Below are 24,592 nucleotides of genomic sequence, written 5' to 3' on the forward strand. Positions count from 1 at the left end.
TGTCTAGTTCGTCCGTGAAGCGCGGACTTGAGGATGCATTGCTTGGTGCCACGATGCCGAACCTAAATAGGGCAATCGTGGAGTCGTTCGAGGTTGTGGTTCCTCATTATGGTGCTCAAATACTGTTCGAGGATCGAGTGCGGAATCTGAGGGCGCAAAAGGTACAGCACCGGACGGCGCTGGACGAACTCGACGCCCTCTTCGTCTCGCTCCAGTCCCGCGCCTTCCGAGGTGAACTGTGACTGCCCCAGGCCCGGTGTCGGCGATGCCGGTGTGGTCGGGGTTCCTCACCCCCGTCCTTGAGGTGCTCAGCGATGGCAGTACATGGCGGAAACGGGAGCTGCGCGCGGCTGTGGCGGATCACGTCGGGCTCACCGCAGCACAGCGGGCGGAGGTGCTCTCGTCCGGCAAGAGTCGTGCCGACAACCGGATCGGGTGGGCGCTCAGCGGGCTGAGCCGCGCGGCGCTTGTCGGGAAACCGGAACGGGCCACTTTCGTCATCACTGATTCCGGTCGCGCACTCCTTGGGGCACATCCGAATGGGATCACAGAGAAAGTTCTCAAGGCCCTCCCGAAGTATCAGGATTATGTTCCGGCAAATAGAAGCAGGTCTGACGGTGCCACCGCCCAACCGGCCGATGACAATGGCGCGGGCGAGGGCGAGCCGCTGGAGCAGATCGAGGCTGGCGTCACGCAGTTGCACACCGAGGTCGCAGCCGACCTGCTCAAACGGCTCCGCGAGCAGCATCCCGACTTCCTCGAACAGTCGGTGCTCGATGTGCTCGTCGCGATGGGCTATGGCGGAACGAAGGGGAAGGCCACCCGGATCGGCGGATCCGGCGACGGCGGCGTCGACGGTGTCATCGACCAGGACCCGTTAGGGCTCGACCGAATCTACGTGCAGGCCAAGCGCTATGCCGCCGACAACACAGTCGGTCGGCCCGAGATCCAGGCGTTCGTCGGCGCCCTGCACGGCGTCGGCGCCGCGCGCGGCGTGTTCATCACCACCAGCGCCTTCACCTCGGGTGCTCGCGAGTACGCGCAGAACATTGGTACCCGCATCATCCTGATCGATGGCCAGCGGCTAGCCCAGTTGATGATCCGATACGGAGTCGCCGTCCAGACCCGGCAAACCTTCACCGTCGTCGAGGTCGACGAGGACTATTTCGAGTAGCGGCGCTGCTCGGCATCTCGTTACGTGTCGGGGCAGCGGGCTACAATTCGAACATGCTTTCTAGCGGAGGCGTCGGAGGGTCTGACCGGGTGGAACGCCACCTGGCCGCCCTCGACGCCGCCGTCGAGGGCCTGCTCACCGACCCACTGACGGGTCTGTCCGAGGCCGATGTCGTCAAGGCCGTCCAGCGGATGGAGACGTCGCTGCGGAAGGCGTCCGCGGTCGGGCACCGGCTGATCATCGAATCCGTCGAGCGGTCCATCCCCGGCAACCTGGCCTGCCGGTCCATCAACGACTTCCTCGTCTCGACCCTCCGTATCTCGGCGGCCGATGCCGCGAAACGTGTGAAGGGCGCCACCAAGGTCGGCTCCTGGCACACGGTAGGTGGCGAGGCGATGGAGGCCACGCTGCCCACCACCGCGTCTGCCGTCCGTGAGGGCGCCATCGGCCCCGACCATCTCGCCGCGATCGCCCGGACGCTGCGGCAAATCCCCCACGGCACAACCGCCGATGTGATTGACGTCGCCGAGCGAATCCTCTCCGACGCCGCACGGTCCACCACGCCCGAGGACGTAACCAAGGTCGGCATTCATCTGCTCGCCCACCTCCATCCGGACGGCAGTGTCCCCGACGAGCGTGAACGCAAGCGCCGCCGCGGGCTGAGGCTGGGCAAGCAGGGTGCCGACCTCATGACCCCGGTCTCCGGGCTGTTGGATCCGGAAACGCGGGCCCTGCTCGAACCGGTCCTCGCCAAGCTCGCCCGGCCCGGCATGAACAATCCCGACGACCCGGAGTCCCCGTCCGGGGACCTCGATTCCCCGGACCTGGACCGCACGGCGCTGGCGAAGGCCGCTTCCCGCGACACACGCACCGCAGTGCAACGCAACCATGACGGGCTGAAAGTCGCGCTACAGCAGATGCTCTCGTCCGGAATCCTCGGCAGCCACCGAGGGCTTCCGGTGACCGCGATCATCACCTTGACGATCGGGCAGCTCGAGAAAGCGGCCGGTGTGGCGACCACAGCGACCGGTGGCATCGTTCCCATCAGTGACGCGCTGCGGATGGCCCAGAGCGCCCACCCCGTGCTTGCGCTGTTCGACCACAACGGCCGGCCCCTGCACCTCGGCCGAAGCCGCCGCCTCGCCTCCTCGGATCAGAGGCTCGCGCTCATCGCTGCCTCCCGCGGCTGCACCCGACCCGGCTGCGATGCCCCCGCCTCCCTCACCGCCGTCCACCACATCACGGAATGGCAGCACGGCGGCGCCACCGATATCACCAACGAGGACCTCGCCTGCGACAGCTGCCACGCCCTCGTCCACGACGGCCCCGGCGGATGGAAAACCCGTGTCGCACCGCCCGGGTCGGCGCATCCCGGCCGGACCGAGTGGATCGCGCCCCCATACATCGATCCGGGCCGGAAGCCGCGCGTGAACCACCGCCACCACCTGGACCACCTCGTCGCCGGAGCACTCAACCGCCGGAGGATCCGGCGGGCGCGGCCGAACCGGAGAAGCCCCGCAGAAGTGACCGACAGGGCGATGACGCGCCCTGATCTCGAGCTCTAGTCGCCGGTGAGGCCGTCACACCCCTCGGTGACGGCTTCACCCGCTGGCGCAGCGGTTCCGGCAAGCCACCTACCGCCGAGCGAAACAGAGCTCGGACGGTAGTGAGGCGTCCACTTCTTGCCGCCGAAAGGGGCTGTCAGTAACCGGCATTGGCCCCGTACTCAGCTTGCGCGTACGTGTAACCCTCGTACACCAGCTGATCAATCAGTCCGGACTTCGAGAACGAGGTGTAGTCGAGATACTGTTCGGCGCTCCGTGCTGCCTGCTCGTTCCAGTCCGCATTCACACTGTCCACTGCGTATGTCGCGTCCCCGGTGGAGAAGCCCTCGTACTCGAGCTGTTCGATCAGCCCGCTGCGGGAGAAGGCAGAGTAATCGAGGTACTGCTGGGCGGACCGAACAGCGTTCCGCTGGCTGGAGCTGATCTGCGGCTTGGCCGGGGCAGGAGCGACCGCGGGTGCGGGCGCTGCCGTGGTCACCGGCGGAACGTTGGCCGCTACCGGGGCGCTGTTCCCCACCTGCTCCGCAGGTGCCGCAGATGCAGCAGGGGCGGGGGCGATCGGAACGGTGGTCTGGCTGCTGGGCTTCGACGCGGTCGGCGAGGCCACCGCCGCCTGGCTGTTCGGTGACGCTGCGGTCACGGCGCCGCTCTTCTCCTTGTCTGCTTCGCCGAAGGTGCCGACAAGCGCGAGAAACAGAACGATGGCGCCGACCACCCACGGCCACTTTTTCCGCTTCTTCTTCGGTGCGGTTGCGGCGGGCTGGTAGCCGGGCTGCGGGGTGGGGAAGGGCTCGGTCATGTCGTGCTCCTGTGGAGATGGTGCGTCGCAGTCGACGCGTCCCGCATTTGCGAGAGCCGGACAGAATTACAGAGCCCACCGACAAGTCTTCTGCAATGCTCTCGTTGGGCGACCTGTCGGACCCTCGCCGTAACGTTCGCCGGCTCCGGGAAAGCTCGGACGCCTGTGTCAAGATCAGCACGGAACGGACACGTCACTGCGCCTGGCGCACACGAGCTTGGAGAGGACTGCGGGTCCATGGTGGGGAACTTCGACTTCCTGCAGGCCGAATGGCCGCAACTGCACGCCGAGGCTAAGAAGGCCGAGCGTGACGCGTTGTTCGACCCGCGCACGACCTGCTTTTACGCGCGCCGCACCGTCGAGCACACCGTCAAGTGGATCTACCGCACCCAGAACCTGCCCGAGCCGTACAAGTCCGACCTCGCGGCCCGGCTGCACGACGGGAAGTTCGTCGGCGTGGTCGGCCACCGGCTGGTTTCGAAGATGGACCTCATCAGGAAACTCGGCAACGCCGCCGTCCACGAGGCCAAGCCGGTGTCCAAGGACGCCGGTCAGAAGGCGCTCGCCGAGCTGTTCCACATCCTGTCGTGGCTGGCCCGCAGCTACGCGACCCAGCCGTCCAGCAAGCCGTCGCCGCTGCAGCAGTTCGACCCCAACATGCTGCCCAAGCCCGGTGGCGGTGTTGCCGTCGCGAAGACCGTCGCGCAGCTCGGCAAGCTCGAGGCCGAGATGGCCGCCAAGGACGCTCAGCTCGAGAAGTCCGAGGCGGAGAAGCAGGACCTCGTCGCGCAGCTGAAGGCCCGCGACGAGGCCGCCGAGACAGCCGTACTCGAGAAGGCCAGTTACGAGCAGCTCGTCGCGGAACTGCGCGCCCAGATCGCAGCCGCGCAGGCGGCGAGTGCCGCAACCCCCGACACCCACGACTACGACGAGGCGCAGACCCGCCGTGACCTCGTCGACCTCATGCTCCACGAGGCCGGATGGGCGCTCGATCAGAAGCGGGACCGTGAATACCCGGTCACCGGAATGCCCGAGGGCAAGAACGGTTTCGCGGACTACGTGCTGTGGGGTGCGGACGGTCTGCCGCTCGCCGTCGTCGAGGCGAAGAAGACGTCCGTGGATCCGGTCGCCGGGAAGCAGCAGGCGAAGCTCTACGCCGACTGCCTCGAACAGATGACGGGCCGTCGCCCTGTCATCTACTACAGCAACGGATTCGAACACCACTTCTGGGACGACACGCGCTACCCGCCGCGGGAGGTCGCCGGCTTCCACACCGGAGACGAACTCGAACTGCTCGTCTCCCGCCGCGCTTCGAGGAAGCCGCTCGCCGAGATTCCCGTCCCACAGGAGATCGCCGGCCGGCCATACCAGGAGAAGGCGATCCGCGCCGTCACGGAACGGTTCGAGCGGGAGAACAGGGCCGCGCTGCTTGTCATGGCCACCGGCTCAGGCAAGACCCGTACGGTCGTTGCGCTCGCCGACATGCTCATGCGCGCCAACTGGGTCAAGCGGGTGCTGTTCCTCGCTGACCGCAAGGCCCTCGTCAAGCAGGCCGTCGGCGCGTTCAAGACGCACCTGCCCGACTCGTCACCGGTGAACCTGCTGACCGACAAGAACACCGAGGGTCGTGTCTACGTCTCCACTTACCCGACGATGATGGGCCTCATCGACGAAACTGACAGTGGCACCAGGAAGTTCGGACCCGGCTACTTCGACCTCGTTGTCATCGACGAGGCGCACCGCTCGGTGTACCAGAAGTACCGGCACATCTTCCGGTACTTCGACTCGCTGCTTCTCGGGCTCACCGCGACCCCGAAGGACGAGGTGGACTACAACACCTATCAGCTGTTCCACCTCGAAACCGGTGTCCCGACGAACGACTATTCGCTCGATCAGGCCATTGAGGACAAGTACCTCGTCCCGCCGCGTGCGGTGTCCGTGCCGCTGACATTTCCGCTGCAGGGCATCCATTACGCCGCGCTCACCGACGAGGAGAAGAAGCGGTACGAGTCCATCGATTGGGGCGACGACGTCGCCGACGACGAAATCCCCGACGCCGTCCAGGCCGAGGCCGTCAACAAGTGGCTGTTCAACACCGACACCGTCGACAAGGTGCTCGAGACCCTGATGACCCACGGGCACCGCGTCGCGGGTGGCGACCGGCTCGGCAAGACCATCGTCTTCGCGAAGAACGAGCGACACGCGCAGTTCGTCGCCGACCGGTTCGACGCCAACTACCCCGAGTTCAAGGGCTCCTTCGCGCGCGTCATCACCCACTCGGTTAACTACAGCCAGGACCTCATCGACAAGTTCTCTCAGCCAGACCAGGAACCGCACATCGCGATCTCCGTCGATATGCTCGACACCGGCATCGACGTCCCCGAGGTCGTGAACCTGGTGTTCTTCAAGCCGGTTCGTTCCAAGTCCAAGTTCTGGCAGATGGTGGGCCGCGGTACGCGCCTGCGGCCCGACCTCTACGGCCCGGGGCAGGACAAGACCGACTTCTTCATCTTCGACGTGTGCGGCAACTTCGACTACTTCGAACAGAACCCCGACGCATCGGAAGGCGCTCTCGCCCCGTCCCTTTCGCAGCGACTGTTCGCCACTCGCACCGAACTGCTCGCCGCGCTCGACCGGTCTGGGTCCGCACCGGCGGTGCGCGGCGACACCGCCGACCTGCTGCACGGGCAGGTTGCGGGGATGCGGCTGGACAACTTCATCGTCCGCACCCGGCGACGCGAGGTCGAGAGGTACGCCGACCGCGCCGCCTGGGAATCCGTGACCGAACGGCAGGCTGCCGAGATCGTCGAGAACCTTGCCGGGCTGCCGACCACGGTCCGCGACACCGACGAGATGGCGAAGCGGTTCGACCTCGTCGTGCTGCGCGGGCAGCTCGCAGTCGTGGTCGCAGACGGATCGGTGACCCGATACGCCGACACGATCCGCGGGGTCGCCGACGGGCTACTCGACGAGGGGCTCGCCATCCCGAAGGTCAAGGCCAAGGAGGAGCTCTTGCGGGAGGTGACGGGCGACGAATGGTGGGAGGGCGTCACCGTCGAGATGCTCGAACATGCCCGGCGCGAACTTCGCTCGATTGTCGGGCTGTTGGAGAAGAAGAAACGGGTCGTCGTCTACACCGACTTCACCGACACCCTCGGTGAGGTCGTCGAACGGGACATGCCGGAGATGCGGTCCGGCACTGACGTGGAGCGCTACACCGCGAAGGTGCGTGACTACCTGCGTCGCCAGCCCGACAACCTGGCGCTGCAGAAGCTCCGCTCGGGCAAGGCGCTGACCCCGGCCGACCTGGAGTCACTCGAGGAACTGCTGGCCCGCAGTGGTGCCGGCGAGCCGGAGGACATGGAACGCGCCATCGCCAACGCCGAAGGACTCGGACGGTTCATCCGGTCCCTCGTAGGCCTCGACCATGAGGCCGTGCAGACGGCATTCGCGGAGTTCCTTGCCGAACGCACCGCCACGTCCAACCAGATCGACTTCGTGCGTCTGGTGATCGGTCACCTGACTCGACACGGCGAAATGGACCCGAAGTTGCTGTTCGAGGCGCCGTTCACCGATGCCGCACCGCAGGGGCCGACGCAGTTGTTCGCGCCCGATCAGACGAAGCGGCTCCTCGGAGTCATCAAGTCGATCAACGAGTCCGCAGGGGCCGCTAGCGCGTGAAGATGGAAGGCACGCCGTCACCCGAGATCCCCCCGGCGGGCGTAATCGGCGCGGCGGACGCAAACTAGGACGATGGCCGCCGATCCCGGATTCATCCCGACGCAGCTCGCGGCCCGGGCCGCGTACCTGCTGCGCGGCAACGACCTGGGCACCATGACCAGTGCTGCCCCACGGCTGTACCCGCACATGTGGAGCTGGGACGCCGCGTTCGTCGCGGTCGGGCTGGCGCCGCTGAGCGTGGAGCGGGCCGTCGTCGAGCTGGACACGCTGCTGTCCGCCCAGTGGGGCAACGGGATGATCCCGCACATCGTGTTCGCGAACGGGGTCGACGGGTACTTCCCTGGACCCGCGCGCTGGGCCTGTGGCGACCTGGCGGCGACGGCCCCCGTTGTCCCGCAGACCTCCGGCATCACGCAGCCGCCGGTGCACGCGATCGCGGTCCAGCGGATCCTCGACCACTCCCGTAGGCACGGCCGCAGCACCAGGGCGGTGGCCGAGGAGTTCCTCGACCGGCGTTGGGGCGATCTGGTGCGCTGGCACCGCTGGCTCGCGACCGCCCGCGACCCGAAGGACAACGGGCGGATCAGCCTGTACCACGGCTGGGAGTCCGGGATGGACAACTCACCGCGCTGGGATGCCGCGTACGCCAACGTCATTCCCGGGCCGGTGCCGCCATACCTGCGCGAGGACACCGCGATCATCTCCGACCCGACGCAGCGGCCGTCGAACGCCGAATACGACCGTTACCTGTGGCTGCTCGAGGAGATGAAGCTGGCGCGCTACGACGACGCCGAGCTGGCGTCCACAATGAGCTTCGCCGTCGAGGACGTGTTCGTCAGCGCTGTGTTCTCGCTCGCCTGCGACGTTCTCGCGACGATCGGCGAGGAGCATTCGGCGCCGAAGTCCGACGTCCGGGACCTGCGGTACTGGGCCGAGAAGTTCCAGCGGGGCACCATCGCGACCACGGATCCGCGTTCGGGCGCCGCCCGAGACTTCGACCTGCGGTCGGGGCGCTGGATCCCCACCGAGACGCTCGCGATGTTCGCCCCACTGCTGTGCGGCGGGCTGGACCGCGACGCCGAGCGCGCTCTGGTGCGGATCTTCGAGGGACCGCGGTTCTGCGGTCATCCGGATCTTCGATACGCGGTGCCGCCGTCGACCTCGCCGGTCTCGGGCGACTTCCGGCCGCGCGAGTACTGGCGCGGCCCGGTGTGGCCGGTCATGACCTGGCTGTTCTCCTGGGCATTCGCCCGCCGCGGGTGGGCCGAGCGGGCCAGGCACCTGCGGGCGGAGGGCCTGCGGCAGGCCGCCGATGGCAGCTTCGCCGAGTACTACGAGCCGTTCACCGGTGCGCCGCTTGGCAGCATGCAGCAGTCCTGGACCGCGGCCTCGGTGCTGGACTGGCTGGGCTGAGCTCACTCGCCGATTTCGTCTCGCTGGGCGGGAAGTCGGGATCCGGTACCCCGGGTGCATCGGGTCAGGTATGACGTAGACCACACCGGACGAAGGAGCAGCGCAGTGCGATTCACCTATGCCGAGGCCATGACCGATCCGGCCTTCTATGTGCCGCTCGCGCAGGCGGCGGAGGAGGCCGGCTATCACGGGATGTCGATCGCGGACAGCCTCTGCTACCCGAAGGAATCCGATTCGGTCTATCCGTACACGCCCGACGGGAGCCGGGAGTTCCTCGAGAACAAGGCGTTCGTCGAGGCGTTCGTCCTCGCGACCGCGCTCGGGATGGCGACGACCACGCTGCGCTTCACCACGTTCGTTTTGAAGCTGCCGATCCGTCCCCCCGTCCTCGTCGCCAAGCAGGCCACCTCGGTGGCCTACATGATCGACAACCGGCTGAGCCTCGGCATCGGACTGAGCCCGTGGCCGGACGACTTCGAGGTGCTCGGCGTGCCGTGGGAGCGGCGCGGCAAGCGGACGAACGAGGCGATCGACATCCTTCGCGGTCTGGTGAGCGGCGACTACTTCGAGTACCACGGCGAGATCTTCGACCTGCCCGCGATCAAGCTGAGCCCGGTGCCGAGCGAGCCCATCCCGATCCTCGTCGGCGGCCACAGCGACGCCGCGCTCCGGCGGGCGGTGGTCAGGGGCGACGGGTGGATGCACGCGGGCGGTGGCGACGAGGAACTCGACGTCCTGCTCGCGAAGCTGCAGCGGATGCGCAAGGAGGAGGGCAAGGAGACCAGCCCGTTCGAGATCCACGTGATCTCGCCGCAGGCCTACACCGTCGACGGGATCAGGCGACTCGAGGACAAGGGCGTGACCGACGTGATCGTCGGCTTCCGCGACCCCTACAGCGTCGCGCAGGACACGGAGCCGCTCGAAGCGAAGGTTGCAGCCCTGAGGGGCTATGCCGAGACCGTGATGTCGAAGTGCGGGTGATCCGCGGGAGCCGACGCCAAAAATTCATCCAGATTTCCGTGGTCGTGCCCGAAATATCGGTTTAGTCTCGGGCAATGACGTCGTCGAGTCGTAAGCGTGTCCGAGCCGTCACCCGCCTGGTTCCGGTGCTGCTGGCCGGTGCCCTCGCCTTCGCCGTGCCTGGCACCGCGGGCGCCGAACCGATCAACGGTCCCGACGTCGCCTCGTGGCAACACCCGGGTGGGTCGGGCATCGACTGGTTCGCCGTCCGCGCCTCCGGCCACGAGTTCGCGATGGTCAAGGCCACCGAGGGACTCTGGTACGTCAACCCGTTCTTCGTGCAGGACGGGATCGGCATGCGCGCGGCCGGGATGAACCGCGGCGCTTACCACTACGCCGACGTCCGGCAGTCGCCCGAGGCGCAGGCCGCGTTCTTCGCCTCGACCTCGTTCCCGGTGATCGGGGGCGACGGACTGCCGCCGGTGCTCGACATCGAGGACGCCAAGGGCCTGCCGCCCGCCGCGGTGATCGACTGGACGCGCCGCTACCTCAACTCCGTCCAGGCGCTCACCGGCAAGCAGCCGATCATCTACACGTACCCGAACTTCTGGCGTACCGCGATGGCGAACACCACCGAGTTCTCCAACTACCCGCTCTGGATCGCCGACTACAACGGCAGGAGCGAGCCCGGCCCGCTGCCCGGCGGCTGGCGGCACTGGACGTTCTGGCAGTACACCAGCTCGGGCCGGATCCCCGGCGTGAACGGCAACGTCGACCTCAATGTCTACGGCGGTGGCCTCGGCGACTTCGGCAGCTCCGCCAACCCGTTCGGTTCCTGAGGTCACCGCTCGGTCCCCGAGGTCACGAATCGGCCATCCGCGCAGCGCGATCGGCGGGCGTACGCTTCGGGGGGGGCGCAGGCGCGAGGCAGCCTGGGAGTATCTCCGCGGCGCGCTGTGGGTGCTACCCGCCATAGCCGTGGTGCTGGCGCTGGCCCTCGGCTCGATCCTGTCGACCGTGAACGCCCGCCCCGGTACGTGGATTCACCGGATGGCGTTCCAGGGCACTCCTGACGACGCCCGCACGCTGCTGATCGGCACCGCAGGCACGATGATCACCGTCATCGCGCTGACGCTCGGCCTCACCGTGGTGGCGCTGCAGCTCTCCTCCACCCAGTTCTCGCCGCGGATCCTGCGTAACTTCCTGCGTGACCGCCCGAATCAGGTGGTGCTCAGCGTCTTCGTGGCGACCTTCGCGTACAGCATCGCCGGTCTCTACACCGTTGGCGTGTCCGCGGGCAGCCGGACCGCCGACTATCCACGGTTCGCGGTGAGCTGGGCGATGGTGCTGCTGTTCCTCAGCCTCGGTGCGCTCGTCTACGAGATCCACCACCTGACCCATTCGCTGCAGATCGACGAGGTCATGCGCAAGGTGGAACGGAACACCCGCGAGGTGGTGCGGCACGGGCTGCCCGGCACCACGGCGCCATCGGCGCTCCCGGACGCGCCGCCGTCGGCGACGGTCGTGTCCTCGAGCCGCAGCGGCTACGTGCAGGCGGTGCACCCGGAGGAGCTGGTCGGTCACGCCGCCCGGCACGGGGTGAGCATCAGGATCGCGCCCCGCGTCGGGGACCACATCGCCGCAGGCGCCACCCCGCTCGCCTGGGTGTGGAGCGAGGCCGGTGGTGGTTTCGACGAGGCCGGGGTCGGGCGCGCGGTCGAGCAGTCCATCCGGATCGGGTTCGAGCGGACCCTGGAGCAGGACGCGGCGTTCGGGATGCGCCAGCTCGTCGACGTCGCCTCGAAGGCGTTGTCCCCCGCCATCAACGACCCCTACACCGCGGTGCAGGCGATCGATCACCTCACCTCGATCTTGGCCTCGCTCTCCCGCCGGGACCTCGGGTCGCTCGTCCTGGCGGCCGGTTCCGAGGGCGGCACCGTCACGGTCCCCGCCCACACCTTCGCGGACTATCTCGATCTGGCGTGCGCCCAGATCCGGCGCTATGGCGCGCGCGAGCCCACCGTCGTGCTCGCCCTGATCCGGCTGTTGCGGGACAGCGCGGCGGCCACGACAGACGCCGGCCGCCTCGCGGCGATCGGGTTCCAGCTCGGGCTGCTCGAGGCGGATGCCGCCCGCGAGATCGTGCAACCGGCGGACCTGACCGCCGTCGCGGCGGCGGCGGGCGAGCTCCGGGATCGGCTGGAACTCGCCCGCTGACCCGGGGACGGTCAGCCGCAGATGGCCGCGTCCACGATTCCGTACACGGCGTCCTCGGAGTCGGGGCCGAGCCCGTTCGTCACCGACGCCTCCATCCGCCTGCTGCCGTCGAGGGTGGTGAAGGCGAGGGTGGTGTAGCCGGGGATGCCGCCGCTGTGGCCCCATGCCGTCAACCCGCACGGGGTGTTCCTGGCGAACGCCCCCAGGCCGTATCCGTCGGTGTCCGGCTTGGCGGAGGTCAGCTCGGCGAGCTGGGCGGACCGCAGGAGACGCCCGTCGATCAGAGCGGTCAGGAAGAGGTCCAGGTCTGCGGTGGTGGAGATCATCTCGCCCGCGGCGCCGCCCCAGCTCGGGTCGAGTTCGGTGGTGTCCACGGGCACCCCCGCGACCGGGTGGTAGCCGCGGGCGTGCGGTGCGGGGATGAACACGCTGCCGCGCGGGGCACTGGTCGCGAGCATCCCGAGCGGGGTGGTGATCCGAGCGGCGACCTCGGTGTCCCAGGATCGCCCGGTCACCTTCTCGATCAGCATGCCCAGCACGATGTAGTTGGTGTTGGAGTAGGCCCAGTCGGTGCCGGGCGCGAAGTCCAGGGGCCTGCTCGTCGACAGGTCCACGAGCTCGTGCGGGGTGTAGGGCCGGAACCGGATGGCGAGGAACTCGCCGTCGTCCAGCGGGAGGGCATCGGTGTAGTTGTACAGCCCGCTGGTGTGCTGCAGCAGCATCCGGACGGTGATGGTGTCGCCGTCGGGCAACAGGCCGGGCAGGTACCGCGACACCGGCGCGTCCAGCTCGACCCGTTCCTCCTCCACCAGCTGCAGCAGCACGGTGGCGATGAACATCTTCGTCACGCTGCCGATCCGGAACCGGCCGTCATCGGGAACCGCCCACGGCGTGCCGAGCACACTCGAACCGGCGGTGGCGGTTGCGGTCCGCCCGTCCCGCGTCGTGCGGACCTGCACCCCGACCGCGCCGTTCGCGAGGATGCGGTCCATCGCCTGCTGCACCGCCGTGCCGGTGGCGGTGGCGGGTGCCTGCGGCTGCGCGAGCGCAGGGGTGGCGCCTGCGAGTAATGCGGTGACCGCGACGGCCAGCGCGCCTGCTGCGAATCTGCTTCTCATGGTGGGGTTCTCCTCGACTGTCGCCCGATGTCTCTCGGCATCGACGCTATTGACGCGCGACGGGTGCGACGATCCCCCTGACTGCCGGATCTGAGGTACAGCCTGCCCTACCCCGGACACGAAAGGGCGCCCTCCGGAAAACCGGAGGGCGCCCAGGTTCGCGAGGGTCAGACGCCGACCCGTCCGCCGCCCGACTTCCAGGCCGCGACGACCGACGGTCGCGGCTGGCTGGTGCCGCCGTCCGGCCAGTGCGAGGCCGGCTTGTCGGCGCTGGCCCCGTCGAGCTCGCCCGGGTGCTGCACGCAGACCATCACGCGGGACTCACCGATGATCGGCCCGCAGGTCTCGCCGCCCTTCGGGACGGTGAGGAACTGCTTGGTCTCACCGCGCCGGTCTCCGTCGAGCACCACGCTGAACAGGCCGTCGTTCGACTTCAGCGCGTTGCCGTCGGTGGAGATCCACAGGTTGCCGTGCGGGTCGAACGCCAGGTTGTCCGGGCAGGAGATCGGGCTGACCTGCGTCTTGTCGAACCCGCCGAAGTAGGTGTCGGCGGCCGCGGGATCGCCGCAGACCAACAGCAGGTTCCACGTGAAACCGGTCCCTGCGTGCTCGTCCTCGATCTCGAGGACCTGCCCGTTCTTGTTGTTGTTGCGGGGGTTCGGCTCGTCGGCGGCGGGCTTGCCCTCCTCGCCGCGCTTGGTGTTGTTGGTCAGTGCGACGTACACCTTGCCGGTCTTCGGGTTCGGCTCGAAGTCCTCGGGGCGGTCCATCTTGGTGGCGCCCACCTTGTCGCCGGCGAGCCGGGTGAACACCGCGACCTCCTCCGCGCTCATCCCGTCGACCAGGGACTCGGCCTTGCCGTCCTCGCCGGTACGCAGCAGCGGGATCCACTGCCCCTTGCCCGCGAAGCGTCCGGCGGAGGGGAGCTTGCCGGAGCCGTCGATCTGGTCCGGCTCGTCGCCGGTCAGCTTGGCGACGTACAGGGTCCCCGCGTCGAGGATGGTCAGGTTGTGCCGCATGCTCGATTGGCCGTTGCCGGGCATCATCTTTCGCGCGGACACGAACTTGTACATGTAGTCGAACCGCTCGTCGTCGCCGCTGTACGCGACCACGGTGCCGTCGTCGGTGACGTAGATGGTCGCGGCCTCGTGCTTGAACCGGCCCATCGCGGTGTGCTTGATCGGGGTGGACGCCGGATCCCAGGGGTTCACCTCGACGACGTACCCGAAGCGGTTCGCCTCGTTCGGCTCCTGTACGAGGTCGAAGCGGGGATCGAAGCGCTCCCACTTCCGCTCGCTCGCCCCGCCCTCGATGCCGTACCGCTTCAGCCTGGCGGCGACGGTCGGGTCGGTGACCTGATCGGCGTTCGCGAAGTACTGGTTGAAGTTCTCCTCGCCGGAGAGCACCGTGCCCCAGGGGGTGACGCCGCCGGAGCAGTTGTTGAGCGTCCCGGTTACCCGGGTGCCGGTGGGGTCGGCGGTGGTCTTGAGGAGGTTGCTGCCCGCGGCGGGCCCGGTCACCAGGAACTGCGTGTTCGCGGTGATGCGACGGTTGTTCGGGCCGAATTCCGGTGTGAGCCTGCCTGTTCCGGCCTCGCCCTTGACCTGGACGACGGAGAGGCCGTGCGCGGCGATCGCGGTCTGGAACTGCTCGACGGTGGGGTTCGCGGGGTCGTAGCCGGTGAACATGAAGGGCTCGGTGGTGTACTCGTGGTTGACCACCAGCAGGTAGGTGTTCGGCTGCCCCTCGACGGGGAGCAGACCGGCGAAGTCGTTGTTGAAGCCGAACTGCATCTCCTGCGCCTGCGGCGTCTGGTTGGCGAAGTCGAACGCGGGCGCACCGGGCAGCACCGGGTCGCCCCAGCGGATCACGACGGCCTGCTCGTAGCCCTCGGGGACCACGACGGCGTCCTCGGTGTTCGGTGCGACCGCGGTGAACGCGGTGCCGGCCGGGGCCTCGCCGCCGCCCGCCGCCGCCGTCGTGGAGCCACCGGCCGAGCCGCTGCCGGAGTCGTCGGAACAGGCGACCAGCGCGCCGCCCGCACCGACCGCGAGCACCGCGACGGCCCCGGACTTGAGCAGCCCACGCCGCGACATCGCGGACCGCACGATGTCGCCGAAGTACTCACCGCCGGAGGTGTTGGGCACCTCGTGCGAGCAGGCGTTGCCGCACTTGTACTGGCAGGTGATCGATGCCCGCGATGACTTGCCGTCGTGAGTGACGAACAGCGCGAGGGGCTTCAGCTTCACGTGGTTCTCCTGGTCGAAGGTTCAACTCGGGAGACCGTAGAAGCAGTAAGCAAGGGCAAAGGAACGGCAAAGTGAACGACCGGACAATGAGGCGACCCTAATGTCCAGCGTCTTTGCCGCCCAGGGGGAAACGGCCTTGCCGCGCTGCCGGCGAGCGCAGAGCATCGATCGGATCGACGCTACCGAACAATCCTGGAGGAACATCAATGACGCTGAACTCCACCGACGGCGGCAATGTCCGTGAGATCGAGGCCGTGGCGGCCCCGGACCGGTTCGCCCGCGGCTGGCACTGCCTCGGGCTGGCGCGGGATTTCCGCGATGGCAAGCCGCACTCGATCGAGGTCTTCGGCACCAAGCTGGTGGTCTTTGCGGACGGCAAGGGCGAGCTCAAGGTGCTCGACGCCTACTGCAGGCACATGGGCGGGGACCTGAGTCAGGGTTCGATAAAGGGTGACTCGATCGCCTGCCCGTTCCACGATTGGCGCTGGGGCGGTGACGGCAAGTGCACCGGCATCCCGTACGCCCGCCGGGTCCCGCCGCTTGCCCGTACCCGCGGCTGGCTCGCGCTCGAGCGCAACGCGCAGCTGTTCGTCTGGCACGACCCGCAGGGCAACCCGCCGCCCGCCGATGTGACGATCCCCGAGATCGAGGGCGTCGGCGGCGACGAGTGGACGGACTGGACCTGGAACTCGGTGCTCATCGAGGGCTCGCACTGCCGTGAGCTCGTGGACAACGTCGTCGACATGGCGCACTTCTTCTACGTGCACTTCAATGTGCCGCGTTCGTTCAAGAACGTCTTCGAGGGCCACGTCGCCTCGCAGTACATGAGCTTCACCCCGCGTACCGACGTGAACGTGGACGTCGACTTCGGCGAGGACAGCATCACCCAGTCCGACGCGTCGTATCACGGCCCGTCCTACATGATCGACACGTTCCACGCCGACATCGGTGCGGACGAGCCGCTCGAGGCCGTGCTGATCAACTGCCACTACCCGGTGACGTCGAATTCGTTTGTGCTGCAGTACGGGATCATGGTCAAGAAGATGGCCGGGATGTCCGCCGAACAGGCCGACGCGATGGCCAAGGGCTTCGGGGACGGCACGATGGCGACCTTCGAGCAGGACATCGTGATCTGGAAGAACAAGGCGAAGATCGACAACCCGCTGCTGTGCGAGGAGGACGGCCCGGTCTACCAGCTCCGGCGTTGGTACAGCCAGTTCTACGTCGACGTCGAGGACGTCACCCCGGACATGGTCACCCGGTTCGAGTTCGAGATCGACACCACCCGGTCCGGGAAGCACTGGGACGAGGAGATGGCCGCGAACCGGGCCGCCAGGGCGGCGGAGCCGGCGAACGCGTAGCGCCAACACCGAACCGTGCGCGAGTCTCACGCCTATGAGGGTGAGACTCGCGCACAGGCGGCGAAGGGGCTACAACACCTGGGAGAGGAAGGCCTGCAGGCGTTCGGTCTGCGGGTCCTCGAACAGCGCCTCGGGTTTGCCGGTCTCCACCACGACACCGCGGTCCATGAACAGCACGGTGTCGGAAACCGAACGGGCGAAACCCATCTCGTGCGTGACGACGACCATCGACATGCCGCCGGAAGCAAGGTCGGTCATCAGCGCCAGCACCCCCTTGACGAGCTCCGGGTCGAGCGCTGAGGTGGCCTCGTCGAAGAACATGATCTCCGGCTTCATCGCCAGGGCCCTGGCGATCGCGACCCGCTGCTGCTGACCGCCGGACAGGTTGCCCGGCCGCGACTGCGCCTTCTCCGCCAGCCCCACCAGCTCGAGCTGTTCGAGGGCGACCGCCCGCGCCTGGTCCTTCGACAGCCCGCGCAGCTTCCTGGGTCCGAGGGCGATGTTGTCGAGCACGGTGCGGTGCGGGAACAGGTTGAAGTGCTGGAACACCATGCCGATTCGCTGCCGCAGGGCGTCCGGGTTGTCGTCGAGCACCGACCGGCCGTCGAGCAGGATGTCGCCCTGCTCGGGCTCGTGCAGGCGGTTGAGCACCCGCAGCAGCGTCGACTTGCCGGAGCCGGACGGGCCGATGACCGAGGTGGTCTTGCCTGCGTCGACGTGGATGTCGACGCCGCGCAGCACCTTGTTGGTGCCGAAGGACAGGTGCAGGTCGGTGCCGGTCAGCGAGACCGAAGTGGTCGCGGTGGTCACGGGCTATCCCCTTTCCACGACGATGGCTTGTTCGAGCGGGTCGAGTGTGCCGGAGGTGTCGGCCCTTCCGGTCCGCAGCCGCCGGTCGATGTAGTTCACCAGGTGGGTGAGCGGGATCGTCAGCGCCAGGTAGAAGAGCCCGGCGGCCACCAGCGGCGACAGGTTGCCGGTCTGCGCGTTGAGGTCGCGTCCGACGGCGAACAGCTCCCGCTGGGTCGCCAGCAGACCGAGGAAGTAGATCAGCGAGGAGTCCTTGATCAACGAGATGAACTGGTTCATCAGCGCAGGCAGCACCCGGCGGACGCCCTGCGGGATCACCACAAGTGTCATCGCCCGGCGGTAGCTGAAGCCGATCGCGCGGGCCGCCTCCAGCTGCCCCGGCTCCACGCTCTGGATGCCGGAGCGGAAGATCTCGCCGATATATGCGGCGGCGAGCAGGGCCAGCGCGGCGGCGCCGAGCCAGTACGGGTTGTTGCCGGTCAGGCCCTTGACCACCGGTCCGACGCCGAGGCCGATGATCAGGATGATGACCACCGCGGGCAGCCCGCGGAAGACGTCGGTGTAGACCCGGGCTGGCCAGCGCAGCCAGCGGGTGCGCGAGATGCCCGCGACCGCGAGCAGCATGCCCGCCACAGTGCCGATCACGCCCGAGGTGACGGCGAGGATCACCGTGTTGGGCAGGCCGGTCTTGAGCAGGTCCGGGATGGCCTTGCGGTACAGGTCCCAGTCGAAGAAGGTGGCGCCGAGCTGGGCGAGCGTCGACTGCTGGGCGGTCTGCGACTGCTCGGATCCCGCCGCCTCCGGCTTGGCGAGCGCCGCGAAGTCCGGCAGCTCCGGCGCGGGCGCCGCCTTGCTGCCCGGCTTCCAGCCCTCGGGCAGCTCGCGGGGCACCCAGTCCGAGTACAGCGACGCCCAGGTGCCGTCGGCGATCACCGCGTCCAGCCCGGAGTTCAGTGCATCGATCAGGGGCTGGTTGTCCTTGTTGACGGCCCAGCCGACGAAGTTGTTGAGGCTGAAGGTGTTCTGCACGATCGAGGTGGGGTCACCGGGCTTGATCGCGCCCTCGGCCTGCTGGGACGGGGCCACCCAGGCGTCGATCTGACCGGTCTTGAGGTTCGCGTACGCGGTGTTGTAGTCGGGGAACTTCACCGGGTCGAGCTTCAGCGTGTTCACGACGTAGTCGTCCTGGACGGTGCCCTGCACGACACCGATCCGGGTACCCGCGTTCAGGTCCGAGAACCCGTGGATGGCGCTGCCGTTCGGCACCACGAGCGAGAAGTAGCCGAAGTCGTAGCCGTTGGTGAAGCCGACCGTCTTGCGCCGCTCGTCGGTGGTGGTGATCGAGGACGACCCGACGTCGAATCGGTTCGTCGCGACCTGCGAGAGCAGACCGGCGAACTCGGTACCGGAGAACTCGATCTCCAGGCCGAGCTTGGCGGCCACGGCCTTGAGCAGCTCGTTGTCGTAGCCGGTGAAGGTGCCCGAGGAATCGACGCAGATGCTCGGCGGGGCGTCGGACAGCGTCCCGACGCTGAGCTTGCCCGGCGTGGCCAGGCCGAGCGCGCCGACGTCGATCTGATCCAGCGGCTTGGTGCTCGGCGTGGTGTACCGATCCTCCGCGGCCGCGGCGGCGGCCGCGTCCAGGTTGGTGGGTACGGCGGAGGAGCTGCCGACGCCGGGCGGGGCGCACAGGTCGGTGGCCGAGGTGGCCGAGTCGTCGCCACCACCGCACCCGGTCAGCGTCAACGCGAGCAGCGCCAGCAGGGCGACGAGCACCCGACTCTTCACGACATGTGGACGAACCATGCAGAGGAGCCTAGCGGCGGCAGGGCCGGGACCGGGGAACCGTTTCGGTTCGGTGAAGGCCGATCAGGCCAGGCCCTCGATCGGCTCGGGCAGCCGGTCCGCGCGCCAGCGCAGGGCCTCGAGGACCGTGGAGAGGTCGTAGTCGGGCCCGCCGGTGCCGACGGTGAACAGGGTGACGCCCGCGTCGAGGAAGTCCTGTGCGGCCTCCGGGCCGGGCCAGGCGACCGACCGCTCGATCCGCGCGGGTTCGCGGCCGACGGCCGCGCAGTGGTCGGCCAGCACCCCCGACTTGTGTCGCAACGCCTCGAGGTCGGCGAAGCTGTGCCACACGTCCGCGTACTCGGCGACCAGGCGCAGCGTTTTCCGTTCGCCGCCGCCTCCGATGAGGATCGGGATGTGCCTGGTCGGCGCCGGGTTGAGCTTGCCCAGCCGCGCCGAGATCCGGGACAGGTTCTCGCGGAGCAGCTTCAGGCGGTGTCCCGCGGTGCCGAACTGGTAGCCGTACTCGTCGTAGTCCTTCTCGAACCAGCCCGCCCCGATGCCGAGGATGAGCCGCCCCCCGCTGATGTGGTCGACCGTGCGGGCCATGTCCGCGAGCAGGTCGGGATTCCGGTAGCCGCCGCCACTGACCAGCGCGCCGATCTCCACCCGCTCGGTCTGCTCGGCGAAGGCCCCGAGCATCGTCCAGCACTCGAAGTGGGCGCCGTTCGGGTCGCCGTAGAGCGGATAGAAGTGGTCCCAGGTGAAGACGATGTCGACTCCCGCGTCCTCGGACCGCAGCACCGCGTCGCGGATCAGGCGATAGTCGGGCGCGTGTTGCGGCTGGAGCTGGACGCCGATGCGAAATCCGTGGGTCATCTGCACTCCTTGACTCGTCGAGGAAGGCCGGATCCCACCGTAGTCCGTGAGGGGCCGACCCCGCAGTCCTCTGCAGGGTCGGGAGATCAGCGCCCTCTGACCGCACAGAGTGTGTACGACGCGGGGAGCCGCTCGGGGTTCTCGGCGAGCCGCCACTCCCCGCGCTCGTCACACACCATCGCGTCGGGCAGGGCATTCCAGGGAACGCTGTCGTGCTCGGTGAGCGCGGTGATCTCCATGCCTGCCCGGAGAAGTGCGGTCACGATCTCGCCGAGGCCGTGGTTCCACTCGTGCGTTGTGCTGGCCTGGAGCCGGATCTCCGTCTCGACGTACGTCTCCTCGTCCGTCCACACCAGCGGTTCGACCTGCTCGAAGTAGGGGTACCGCAGGGCGAGCACATCCGAGCGGGCGTCGTCGAGCGCCCACAGCACGGGATGGGCCTCGCGCAGGAACAGCCGGCCGCCCGGTCGGAGGAGCCCCGCAACCGTCTCGGCCCACCGCTCGATGCTCGGCAGCCAGCACAGCGCCCCGATTCCGGTGAATACCAGATCCTGCGACGCCGGACCGAGGATCGTCACGGCGTCGTATACGTCCGCCTCCACGAAGTCGACCGGGTCCGCGGTGCGGGCGACCAGCTTGCGGGCCTCCGCCAGCGAGGCCCCGGAGAAGTCCAGCCCGGTCATCCGCGCTCCGAGCCGGGCCAGCGACACCGTGTCGGTGCCGATGTGGCACTGCAGATGCACTCCCGTCAGCCCCGAGATGTCGCCGAGCATCGGACGGTCGAACTCGACTACCGCGCTGACGAATTCGGGATCACTGACGAATCGCTCCACCGCATAGTCCGACGAGACGGCGTGCGCGGGTGCGCGTTCGTCCCAGTTCGCCTTGTTGATCTCTCGGTACTTTTCGCCCACGAGCAACACCCTAGGCGCCGCGTCAGCGCTGGGTTTCGCGCCGCACGATCCGTGGCAGGCGAAGCAGCGGGAGCGGCCGGTGGGTGGTGACGATCCAGGCCTCGTATCCGTTCAGCGCGAGCAGGACCGCGAGGACCAGCATCGCGGTGGCGAGGGCGGGGAGCAGCGGCGCCGCCACCGCGATCGCGCAGCAGGCGGCGGCCGCGGCGGCCCGCTGCACGGTGGCGGCGCCGAACATCCGCCACCGGGCATAGCAGAACCCGAACAGGTACAGCGCCACGCCGGGGGCGAGGAGCAGCTCGGGCAGCGAGTGCGGCACGGACAGGGGATAGGCGAGCAGCTTCTTCAGGCCGACCGCGATCGCGATGATCGCGGTGACGTAGATGAGGTGGGCGTAGCTGAAGACGTCGGTGACGATGCGCGCCTGCTCGGGACTGTGCTCCAGGCTGTGACGGGCGGCGGGGGCGCCGTAGTGGAAGTACGTCCACCACAGCAGGACGATGATCAGGAACGCGAGCGCGAACGCGGCGTAGGTGGGCCCGTCGAGGTCGATCCCGGCGGCCTGGCCGCCGACCGCGACGACCGTCTCGCCCAACGCGATGATCAGGAACAACCCGAACCGCTCCGGCAGGTGCGCGGTCTCGATACGGACATGGTTCAGGCTCGCGGGCAGCACCCGCGGGGCGATCAGCTCGATCAACGCGGCCGCGGTCCACGCGGCGATCCGCCCCGGCCCCTCCAGGAAGGCGCCGAGCAGGAACAGCGGCGCGGCGACGAACGCCGCCACGGCGAAGGGCTCCAACCGCAGTCGGGCAGAGCCGCCGGGAAGTCGACAGGAAATGACCCACAACAGCAGGCGCAGCACGACATAGCCGGCGGCGAAGACCAGGGCACGGTCGTCGAACGCCCCGCCGACGGCAACCGACATCAGGAGCCCACAGCCGGCGACGCTGAAGAGCGCCACCCGGCCCAGCGCCTGATCCACGAGGGCGCCGGCCCGGTTCGCGAGCAGCGTCGTGCCAACCCACCCCCACCACAGCGGCATGAACAGCAGCAGCAGGCGGGCCGCCTCGCCGATGTCGTGTGCACCGGCCAGCGCGGTGGCGATCTGGGTGACCGCGAAGACCCAGATCAGGTCGAAGAACAGCTCGGCCCAGGCGACCCGCTGTTCGGGTGGGGGTTCGATCGGAGCGTCGGCCACCGAATCGGCGCCGTCGAGTGCAGGTTGGTCCACGCGGTCTCCCCCATCGCCGACTGGTACGGCGACGAAGTGTAGGGCCACACCTCTTGGGCGGCAACGGCACTCCGGTCCGGCCAGACAATTCGGACATCGGGAAGAGTGCCGGTTCCGATGGGGTTGGCATGGGCGATGATCGTTGCCGCAAACCGATGCTCGGGCGGGAACGGACGTCGATGATTCAGCACGGCGCCGAACCCGGCGGCCGGCGAACTGTGGGGAGGTCACGATGGAGACGGAGCGTGTCGAGTTTCGCGCGGAGGACGGCACCAGCCTGGTGGGGGTCCTGCGCGTGCCGGCGGGAGCGACGAGGGCGGTGACGTTCACCGGCCCGTTCACCGGGGTGAAGGAGCAGGTCGTCGGCACGTACGCCGATGCCATCGCGCGCGCCGGATTCGCCACGCTGGCCTTCGACCATCGGAACTACGGCGAGTCCGGTGGTGCGATCCGCAGGCACGAGGACGCCGCGGGCAAGGTGGCCGACCTCCGCGCGGCCGTCGGTCACCTGGGCGCACTGGGATTCGGACAGATCGGCCTGACGGGCGTGTGCCTGGGTGGCGGGTATGCACTCAAGGCCGCCGCCCAGGACCCTCGGGTGGCCGCGCTGGCCTGCGTGGCCGGCGCGTACCCCGGTGCGCCGGGCAGCTTCGCGCACCGCGGCGGCGATTACCGGGAAGCGTTGCGGGACATCTGGGATCGCGCGTGGACCGAGGACGGTCAGCCGGTCTATCAGAAGGCGGTGACCGACGACGGCGGGCCTGCGGCGATGATGGGCGCGGAGCCGTTCGAGTACTACGGCACGGACCGCTCCTACAGCCCCCACTGGGAGAACAGCGTCACCGTCGCGTCGGGATACCAGACGATGACGGTCGACACCCTCGCCGCCGCCGACCTGATCTCCCCCACCCCGCTGCTGGTGGTGCACGGCACCACCGATGAGTTCTGCAGCCCCGAGGGCGCTCAGGCCGTGTACGACAGGGCCGGCGAGCCGAAGAAGATCGTCTGGCTGCCCACCACGAACCACATCGACCTCTACGACGTCCCGGAATTCGTGAACCCGGCCGTCGACGAGCTCACCGCCTTCTTCTCCGAACACCTCTGACACATCGGTTCGGCGGGTGGCTCACGCCCGCACCACCCCGACCACCGGCGCGAAGTCGCACGGCGGCAGGCCCCAGCTCGTGTTGTCCAGGACGCTGCCGAAGACAACGAAAACGACGGTGCCCGTACCGGTTTGGAGGGTGTTGGACAGGGTGACGATGTAGTCGGCCGGGCGCTCCTGGAACATCGGCGCCCGGCCCGACTGCATGGTGTTCAGGTTGAGCCAGGCGACCTCGAGGTGGTCGCCCTGCCGGGGCGAGGACATCGCGGTGTTCATCGCGCTGAAGAACACGTTGACCTGCCCGGGCGCGATGGCGGGGACGGGCAGGTTCGTGTCGACCGCGGGTCCCGCGATCGCCTGGGCGATGCCGACCGAGTCGTTGTCCTCGCCGAAGCCCGGCGGAAGGCAACCCGCGGCGGTCGTGTCGTACAGGAACGGCTGGGCACTGCCCTCGACCAGGTGCACCGACCTCGGGAAGTAGTTGTAGCGCGGCGTGCCACTCGCCGCGCGCTCGATCGTCGTCGCGACAGATTCCGCGGTGCGGGTGCTGATCGGCATCGCCGCCGACCTCAGTGCCATGTGCACGGCGGCGATGTCGTCGACAGGCACCGGCGCGGCCTGCGTCTGCCCGGGCAGGGCGAGCAGGGCGCCGACGCACGCCACCGACGCCGCGATCCGTCCACGCATCTTCCGACTGTCGTTCATGCTCTGTGATCTCCCCCTGGTCAGCGAACGCGGTCCGAATGCCTGCGGGCCGAACCCGCCAACCGTCAATCGGTGCCGAGCGGCCCGGGGTTAGCGTCGAGACCGAAACGTGACGATCGGTACGAAACGTGCAGAGAAGACGCCGCCGTGACCGTCACGCGCTGCCGGCGTCACCCACCGCCTCGAAGTCGGGGAACGAGTGGTGCTCGTGGGCGACGACCCAGTTGCCGTTCTCGCGGCGCAGGCCAACCGTCAGGCGCAGGCGGTTCTCGGGGCGTTCGGCGAGCTCCTTCGGCAATCCGCAGCGCAGCAACGCGTGCGCGAACGCGACGTCCGCGCCCGCGGTGACGTCGAGGGAGACGATCTCGAACGCCGCTCCCCTCGACTGCCACTCGAAGAACTGCGGCCAGGTCTCCCGATAGGCGGGGAGGCCGCGGACGCCCTCGCACGGCGGCGGCACGTCGAACATGACGATGTCGTCGCTGTGGTCGGCGAGGACGCCGCCGAGGTTCCCCTCGTGCACGGCGGCGGCCCAGCGTTCGATCAGGCCTCGGATCTGCTCGGTGTCGCTGCTCGTCATCGCGCTACCTCCTGCGTGCGGTCCCGTCGGGCTTCTCAACGGG

The 24,592-nt window shown here is 68.4% G+C and carries 20 protein-coding genes; 10 read left to right on the top strand and 10 right to left on the bottom strand.

Features of this window, described 5'->3' with window-relative positions; genetic code table 11:
- The 3 genes from RM1_RS26615 to RM1_RS19490 form a co-directional block, all read left to right on the top strand.
- On the top strand, positions 1 to 242 hold a 242-nt coding region (locus tag RM1_RS26615; RefSeq protein ID WP_369693547.1), incomplete at its 5' end, for a restriction endonuclease subunit S.
- Complete coding sequence (locus RM1_RS19485; RefSeq protein WP_343286933.1) at positions 239 to 1,174, top strand: restriction endonuclease; 936 nt, start codon at positions 239 to 241, stop codon at positions 1,172 to 1,174. The genes RM1_RS26615 and RM1_RS19485, both read left to right, overlap by 4 nt.
- A 53-nt stretch (positions 1,175 to 1,227) precedes the next feature.
- Positions 1,228 to 2,739: an HNH endonuclease signature motif containing protein gene (locus RM1_RS19490; protein ID WP_072753373.1), complete on the top strand. Its 1,512-nt coding sequence runs from the start codon at positions 1,228 to 1,230 to the stop codon at positions 2,737 to 2,739.
- A 136-nt stretch (positions 2,740 to 2,875) separates the two neighbouring features.
- On the opposite strand, the gene RM1_RS19495 is transcribed toward RM1_RS19490, so the two are convergent.
- Entirely contained in the window at positions 2,876 to 3,538 is a 663-nt protein-coding gene (locus RM1_RS19495; RefSeq protein ID WP_072753374.1) for an Ltp family lipoprotein, read from the bottom strand.
- Positions 3,539 to 3,775: 237 nt separating this feature from the next.
- On the opposite strand from RM1_RS19495, the gene RM1_RS19500 reads away from it, so the two are divergent.
- From RM1_RS19500 to RM1_RS19520, 5 genes are all read left to right on the top strand, one after another.
- Entirely contained in the window at positions 3,776 to 7,219 is a 3,444-nt protein-coding gene (locus RM1_RS19500; protein ID WP_072753375.1) for a DEAD/DEAH box helicase family protein, read from the top strand.
- Between the two features lie 72 nt (positions 7,220 to 7,291).
- The gene (gene ggh / locus RM1_RS19505) at positions 7,292 to 8,632 is read left to right on the top strand and encodes a glucosylglycerate hydrolase (protein WP_072753376.1); all 1,341 of its coding nucleotides are present in this window, start codon (positions 7,292 to 7,294) and stop codon (positions 8,630 to 8,632) included.
- Positions 8,633 to 8,737: 105 nt separating this feature from the next.
- Positions 8,738 to 9,613: a TIGR03619 family F420-dependent LLM class oxidoreductase gene (locus RM1_RS19510; RefSeq protein WP_072753377.1), complete on the top strand. Its 876-nt coding sequence runs from the start codon at positions 8,738 to 8,740 to the stop codon at positions 9,611 to 9,613.
- Between the two features lie 74 nt (positions 9,614 to 9,687).
- Positions 9,688 to 10,431 carry a glycoside hydrolase family 25 protein gene (locus RM1_RS19515; RefSeq protein WP_072753378.1) on the top strand — a complete coding sequence of 248 codons (744 nt, stop codon included), beginning with the start codon at positions 9,688 to 9,690 and terminating at the stop codon, positions 10,429 to 10,431.
- A 121-nt stretch (positions 10,432 to 10,552) separates the two neighbouring features.
- Positions 10,553 to 11,809, top strand: a complete 1,257-nt coding sequence (locus tag RM1_RS19520; protein WP_169922353.1) for a DUF2254 domain-containing protein — start codon at positions 10,553 to 10,555, stop codon at positions 11,807 to 11,809.
- Positions 11,810 to 11,820: 11 nt separating this feature from the next.
- Here the strand turns inward: RM1_RS19520 and RM1_RS19525 are convergent, their stop codons facing one another.
- Both RM1_RS19525 and RM1_RS19530 read right to left on the bottom strand, forming a co-directional pair.
- Positions 11,821 to 12,927, bottom strand: coding sequence for a serine hydrolase domain-containing protein (locus RM1_RS19525; protein ID WP_083576852.1), 1,107 nt, complete (start codon positions 12,925 to 12,927; stop codon positions 11,821 to 11,823).
- A 167-nt stretch (positions 12,928 to 13,094) separates the two neighbouring features.
- Positions 13,095 to 15,176: a PhoX family protein gene (locus RM1_RS19530; protein ID WP_072753380.1), complete on the bottom strand. Its 2,082-nt coding sequence runs from the start codon at positions 15,174 to 15,176 to the stop codon at positions 13,095 to 13,097.
- A 206-nt stretch (positions 15,177 to 15,382) separates the two neighbouring features.
- On the opposite strand from RM1_RS19530, the gene RM1_RS19535 reads away from it, so the two are divergent.
- Positions 15,383 to 16,537 carry a 3-ketosteroid-9-alpha-monooxygenase, oxygenase component gene (locus RM1_RS19535; RefSeq protein ID WP_072753381.1) on the top strand — a complete coding sequence of 385 codons (1,155 nt, stop codon included), beginning with the start codon at positions 15,383 to 15,385 and terminating at the stop codon, positions 16,535 to 16,537.
- A gap of 69 nt (positions 16,538 to 16,606) precedes the next feature.
- Here RM1_RS19535 and RM1_RS19540 read toward each other — a convergent pair whose 3' ends face one another.
- The 5 genes from RM1_RS19540 to RM1_RS19560 form a co-directional block, all read right to left on the bottom strand.
- Entirely contained in the window at positions 16,607 to 17,347 is a 741-nt protein-coding gene (locus RM1_RS19540; RefSeq protein WP_174562975.1) for an amino acid ABC transporter ATP-binding protein, read from the bottom strand.
- A 3-nt stretch (positions 17,348 to 17,350) separates the two neighbouring features.
- On the bottom strand, positions 17,351 to 19,153 hold the full coding sequence (locus tag RM1_RS19545; RefSeq protein ID WP_072753382.1) for an ABC transporter substrate-binding protein/permease: 1,803 nt from the start codon (positions 19,151 to 19,153) through the stop codon (positions 17,351 to 17,353).
- A 63-nt stretch (positions 19,154 to 19,216) separates the two neighbouring features.
- On the bottom strand, positions 19,217 to 20,011 hold the full coding sequence (locus RM1_RS19550) for an LLM class F420-dependent oxidoreductase (RefSeq protein WP_072753408.1): 795 nt from the start codon (positions 20,009 to 20,011) through the stop codon (positions 19,217 to 19,219).
- A gap of 86 nt (positions 20,012 to 20,097) precedes the next feature.
- Positions 20,098 to 20,925 carry a class I SAM-dependent methyltransferase gene (locus RM1_RS19555; RefSeq protein ID WP_072753409.1) on the bottom strand — a complete coding sequence of 276 codons (828 nt, stop codon included), beginning with the start codon at positions 20,923 to 20,925 and terminating at the stop codon, positions 20,098 to 20,100.
- Positions 20,926 to 20,947: 22 nt separating this feature from the next.
- Positions 20,948 to 22,159: a low temperature requirement protein A gene (locus RM1_RS19560; RefSeq protein WP_169922354.1), complete on the bottom strand. Its 1,212-nt coding sequence runs from the start codon at positions 22,157 to 22,159 to the stop codon at positions 20,948 to 20,950.
- A gap of 232 nt (positions 22,160 to 22,391) precedes the next feature.
- Here RM1_RS19560 and RM1_RS19565 point away from each other — a divergent pair, with 232 nt between their 5' ends.
- Positions 22,392 to 23,264, top strand: coding sequence for an alpha/beta hydrolase (locus tag RM1_RS19565; RefSeq protein ID WP_072753383.1), 873 nt, complete (start codon positions 22,392 to 22,394; stop codon positions 23,262 to 23,264).
- Positions 23,265 to 23,285: 21 nt separating this feature from the next.
- Here RM1_RS19565 and RM1_RS19570 read toward each other — a convergent pair whose 3' ends face one another.
- Positions 23,286 to 23,969 (bottom strand): Rv1157c family protein, encoded by a 684-nt coding sequence (locus RM1_RS19570; protein WP_439958208.1) that lies wholly within the window; start codon positions 23,967 to 23,969, stop codon positions 23,286 to 23,288.
- A gap of 154 nt (positions 23,970 to 24,123) precedes the next feature.
- Complete coding sequence (locus RM1_RS19575) at positions 24,124 to 24,549, bottom strand: YybH family protein (RefSeq protein WP_072753384.1); 426 nt, start codon at positions 24,547 to 24,549, stop codon at positions 24,124 to 24,126.
- Positions 24,550 to 24,592: the final 43 nt, after the last annotated feature.

It is taken from the genome of Rhodococcus maanshanensis NBRC 100610 (assembly GCF_001894865.1).
Classification (GTDB): domain Bacteria; phylum Actinomycetota; class Actinomycetes; order Mycobacteriales; family Mycobacteriaceae; genus Rhodococcus_G; species Rhodococcus_G maanshanensis.